We start from the raw sequence: 4,618 nt of genomic DNA, 5'->3' as shown, positions 1-4,618 counted from the left end.
CACCACACCGCCACCGGTTGCATCCGGCCCGGCCTCGACGTCTGGCTGGTGGGCGAGGTGGTCATCATCGAGATCACCGGCACGGACATGCTCCGACGCAAAGACCCCAAGAGCGGCCTCGCCCTGCTCGCCAAGGAATAGGCCCCATGCCCATGTATTCAGCAGACGCGGTCATCTGCGGAGCCGGAATCCTCGGCCTGACCATCGCCCGGGAACTGGTGGCGGCAGGGTTCCGCGACATTATCGTCTTCGACAAGGAGGACAGGCCGGGCCGCCACGCCTCAGGCCGCAACAGTGGGGTGCTCCACGCGGGCATCTATTACGACCCGGGCACCATGAAGGCCCGCATGTGTCTTGAGGGCAACCGGCGCATGCAGGCCTACTGCGAGGAACACGGGCTGCCGCTCTTCAAGTCGGGCAAGGTCATCGTGGCCCGCGAGGAAGGCGAACTGGCCACTCTGGATGAACTGAAACGGCGCGCCGAGGCCAACGGGGCCGAGGTGGAGATGCTGGATGAGGCCGGGCTGGCCGAGATCGAGCCCAACGCCCGGACCGTGGGCCGCGCCCTGTACTCGCCCCTGACCGCCGTGGTCGATCCCGGGGCGATCCTCACGGCACTTCGCGACGAGCTGGAGCGAAGCGGCAGGGTCCGCTTCTTCTTCGACACCCGCTTCCTCGCCCCCCGGCCTGGCGCGGTGCGCACCAGCCAGGGCGACATCGCCTACGGGCTGTTCATCAACGCGGCCGGGGCCTACAGCGACAAGGTGGCCCACGCCTTCGGCATCGCCAGGAACTACCGCCTGCTCCCCTTCAAGGGCATCTACCGCACCCTCAAGAAGCCTGCGGCAGACAAGATTCACGGCTCCATCTACCCGGTGCCCAACATCAGAAATCCCTTTCTCGGCGTCCACTTCACCCGCAACGTCCACGGCGACGTGTATGTCGGCCCCACGGCCATTCCCGCCTTTGGCCGCGAAAACTACGGCGTGCTCCGGGGCATCGACGGCGAGTTCGTGGCCATCCTTCTGCGCGACCTGCGCATGTTCCTCGACAACGAGAAATTCCGGGCCGTGGCCCTGGAAGAGCCGCGCAAATACTTCTTCGGCCACTTCTACCGCGACGCCGCGAGGCTGGTCCGACACATCGCGCCAAACGACTTTCAGTCCAGCCCCAAGGTGGGCATCCGCCCGCAGCTGGTGGACATGGAGACCAGTGAACTGGTCATGGACTTCATTATCAAGCGCCACGGCGACACCCTGCACATCCTCAACGCCATCTCCCCGGCCTTTACCAGCGCCATGCGCTTTGCCGAACTGGTGGTCCGGGAGCACGTCGCGGCGTGAGGCTCGAGTCTTCTTGACTTGCACGGTGAAACATGCACATAATTAACCGTTCTTCCCTTTACACGAGACTTACGAGGTATTCATAATGGCACTTCCGAATCTGAAATTCGGTGAGTTGACCGCCAAGCTGCCCATCATTCAGGGCGGCATGGGGGTCGGCATCTCCCTCTCCGGCCTGGCCAGCGCCGTGGCCAACGAGGGCGGTGTCGGCGTCATCGCCACATCCATGATCGGCATGCGCGATCCTCATCGCGCCAAGGACCCCGAGGCAGCCGACCGGCGCGGCCTCATCGACGAGATCCGCAAGGCCAGGGCCAAGATGACCGACGGCCTGCTGGGCGTGAACATCATGTGCGCCCTGACCAACTACGGCGACATGGTCCGCACCTCCATCCGCGAACGGGTGGACGTCATCATCTCGGGCGCGGGCCTGCCCCTTGACCTGCCCGGCTACCTGCGCGACGTGTCGGATGAGCTTCGGGAAGAGATGCGCACCAAACTGGTGCCCATCGTCTCCTCGGGCCGCGCTGCCGGCATCCTGTGCCGCAAGTGGTTCAACAAGTTCGGCTACCTGCCCGATGGATTCGTGGTGGAAGGGCCCAAGGCGGGCGGCCACCTCGGCTTCAAGGCCGAGCAGATAGACGACCCCGACTACCAACTCGAGATACTCGTCACCGAGGTCATCGAGGCGATCACCCCCTTTCGCGAGCAGCACCAGAAAGACATTCCGGTCATCGCCGCAGGCGGCGTTTACACTGGCGAGGATATCGCCCGCTTCCTGGAAATGGGCGCATCCGGTGTCCAGATGGGCACCCGGTTCGTGGCCACCCACGAGTGCGACGCGGACGAACGCTTCAAACGCGCCTACATCGACGCCAAGAAAGAGGACGTGACCATCATCAAAAGCCCGGTGGGCATGCCCGGCCGCGCCCTGAAGAACAGCTTCCTCGATGCCGTGGCCACCGGGCTCAAGCACCCCAAGAAGTGCGTCCACAAATGCCTGCACAGCTGCGCCGAGGACCAATCCCCCTACTGCATCGCCCAGGCCTTGGTCAACGCATACAAGGGCAAGCTCAAGAACGGCTTCGCCTTTGCCGGGGCCAACGCCTACCTCGTAGACAAGATCGTCTCGGTCAGGGAACTCATGAACTCCCTCAAGGACGAGTTCGAGCGGTTCCGCAAGTAGACCCAACCGACATCAGACAACAAGAAAAGACCTCCTCGCGGCAAGACGTTTTCCATAAATGTTGACAAAAACGCCAAAAATGTTATATAACCCCCTGTAAGCTAACGCGAATAGGGGGTTATCCTTTTGGGTAAAATATTTTCCCCGGTTGCCAAACCGCGCATCCCAGTCCCGGTTGATGGAATCCAGGTCAACTACTGCAAGAATCCGCAATGCAAGAACTTTGGCCATCCAGCGAAGCCGGAAGTGTCCCGCGGCCGAGTCGCTGCCGGACAGAAGCGGAAGCAGGATGGCTACAGGGTTGCCGCCAGTGGACGGGACGCGCCCGTGTTGCATTGCAAGGAATGCGGCGAAAGCCCGCCCATGAAAAGCAATCTGGGCATCGCCCAAGAGCTTGCCCGCTTCAAATCCCTGCTCGCTGAAACTGATGATGGTTGCAAAAATCTCGATTGCGAGAACTTCGGCGTGTCCCTGCGGGCCAGGAAGCGATACCAGAAGTTCGGCACCACCGCCTCGGGTGACCCGAGATACAGGTGCAAGGCGTGCGGGAAGACTTTTTCCGTGGGGTCAGCGTCCCGGCGGCATAGGAAGTCGGAAAAGAACCGGCTGATCTTCATGCTGGCCGTAAACAAGACCCCTATACGTCGTATGTGCGAGGTCGCCGACCTCCAGGCGAAATACGTATACCAAAAGCTGGATTTCCTTCACGGGCAATGCGTCCGTTTCCTGGCTGGCCGCGAAAGGAAGCTTTTGACCAGTGTCCACCCCAAGCGGCTGCACTTGAGCGTGGACCGTCAGGACCATTTCGCGAACTGGCTGGATCGCGGTATCAAGAAGAATATCGTATTTCAGGCCATAGGGACGGCCGACAACATCACCGGGTACGTGTTCGCCAGCCACATGAACTATGATCCAGCCTTAACCCATGAAATCGTGGAGAAGGATGCCCGCGATTGCGGGGATCTTCACTTGTCCGTGCCGTTCAGGCAGCACGCACGGCTTTGGCTTGGGCAGGACTATCTCAAGGCGATGTACCGGTCGGCTATCCGCTACAAGAAGGCCATCGTGGACGACACCCTGTTGGCAAAGGTCATGGAGACCTACGAGAAGACGGGCAATCGGCCAGACGTCGAAGATCTTGAAGCCGTGACCGGCTACATGCAACTTCCTGAACACGGGGTCCAGGTCAGGGCCGACTACACCATGTACGGCCATTTCTTCTATCTGGCCCACCTGCTCCGCAATGTCGGCAGGATACGCTTCTACATGGACCAGGAATCGGGGATCAGGGCGGCTTGCCTTTCAGCGTTCATGAAACGGGTGAAGAAAAGGACTTGCGACGCCTTCTACGTCTCGATCAATAAGGACATGACCAACGACGAGCGGGAGCAGTGCGTCAAGGCCAGCAGGAAGTGCTTCAAGCAGTTTAAAGATCGTTTCCCAGGCCTTCCCGACCGGGAAGTGGTCAAGATGATGGTGAAGCAAAATATGAAGTCCCTGAAGCAGATTGGACAGTACAAGGATCTCTGGCTGGAACACCCTTACCCCAGCAAGGACGAACCAGAGAAGATGGTCAGCTTCCAGACCGACCTGGGCGACTATGACGAGGATTTGAAGGCCGACATGTACATGCGGGCCTCTCTGGCTGGGATCGACCGCTTTTTCATGCAGGCTAGGCGTAGGAGTTCCTACTTGGAACGCGGTATTCACACCTCCAGCCGAAGCGGCGGGGTGTGGCACGGATACGCCCCGTATGACCCAAGGATGATCGGGAAAAGCCTGGATATCCTCCGCTTCTACTACAACTATGTTCAGGTAGGGAAGAACAAGGAGACCCCGGCCATGCGGCTTGGACTGGCCGACGGGCCGGTAAAAGTGGAAGACATTTTGTACTAACGTTTCCTTGATTGAGTGGTTGACTCCACTTCAGGCGACGAGGTACATTTTTGAGTGATTTAGGGGTGTTGAACATTTGATTGACTTCTTGTCCATGACATGAGCATACGTGTGACGAGATAAAAGGCGGGGATCATACATGGACAAGAGCGTTGCCGTAGACAGGGATACATTTCAACCAGCAAAACCCATT

At 59.8% G+C, this 4,618-nt stretch carries 4 protein-coding genes; 3 read left to right on the top strand and 1 reads right to left on the bottom strand.

What is annotated here, in order from left to right:
• Nucleotides 1-152: 152 nt before the first annotated feature.
• Nucleotides 153-1,343 (top strand): L-2-hydroxyglutarate oxidase, encoded by a 1,191-nt coding sequence (gene lhgO / locus QQS14_RS16100; protein WP_285908036.1) that lies wholly within the window; start codon nt 153-155, stop codon nt 1,341-1,343.
• An 85-nt stretch (nt 1,344-1,428) separates the two neighbouring features.
• Nucleotides 1,429-2,529: an NAD(P)H-dependent flavin oxidoreductase gene (locus QQS14_RS16095; RefSeq protein ID WP_285908035.1), complete on the top strand. Its 1,101-nt coding sequence runs from the start codon at nt 1,429-1,431 to the stop codon at nt 2,527-2,529.
• 12 nt (nt 2,530-2,541) lie between these two features.
• Here the strand turns inward: QQS14_RS16095 and QQS14_RS16090 are convergent, their stop codons facing one another.
• Complete coding sequence (locus QQS14_RS16090; protein ID WP_285908034.1) at nt 2,542-2,919, bottom strand: hypothetical protein; 378 nt, start codon at nt 2,917-2,919, stop codon at nt 2,542-2,544.
• On the opposite strand from QQS14_RS16090, the gene QQS14_RS16085 reads away from it, so the two are divergent.
• The gene (locus QQS14_RS16085) at nt 2,893-4,425 is read left to right on the top strand and encodes an IS1/IS1595 family N-terminal zinc-binding domain-containing protein (protein ID WP_285908033.1); all 1,533 of its coding nucleotides are present in this window, start codon (nt 2,893-2,895) and stop codon (nt 4,423-4,425) included. The two genes, QQS14_RS16090 and QQS14_RS16085, sit on opposite strands and share 27 nt — an antisense overlap.
• The last annotated feature ends 193 nt before the right edge of the window (nt 4,426-4,618 follow it).

Source organism: Pseudodesulfovibrio pelocollis, from assembly GCF_030282845.1.
In the GTDB taxonomy this organism is placed as follows: domain Bacteria; phylum Desulfobacterota; class Desulfovibrionia; order Desulfovibrionales; family Desulfovibrionaceae; genus Pseudodesulfovibrio; species Pseudodesulfovibrio pelocollis.
Note: the sequence above shows the minus strand (reverse complement) of the source record. Positions and strands in the feature narration are given on the sequence as shown.

Excerpts from the sequence above, each read along its gene's own strand:
- QQS14_RS16095 (WP_285908035.1), top strand. The coding sequence starts at position 1,429 with ATGGCACTTCCGAATCTGAAATTCGGTGAGTTGACCGCCAAGCTGCCC.
- QQS14_RS16085 (WP_285908033.1), top strand. The coding sequence starts at position 2,893 with ATGAAAAGCAATCTGGGCATCGCCCAAGAGCTTGCCCGCTTCAAATCC.
- lhgO (WP_285908036.1), top strand. The coding sequence starts at position 153 with ATGTATTCAGCAGACGCGGTCATCTGCGGAGCCGGAATCCTCGGCCTG.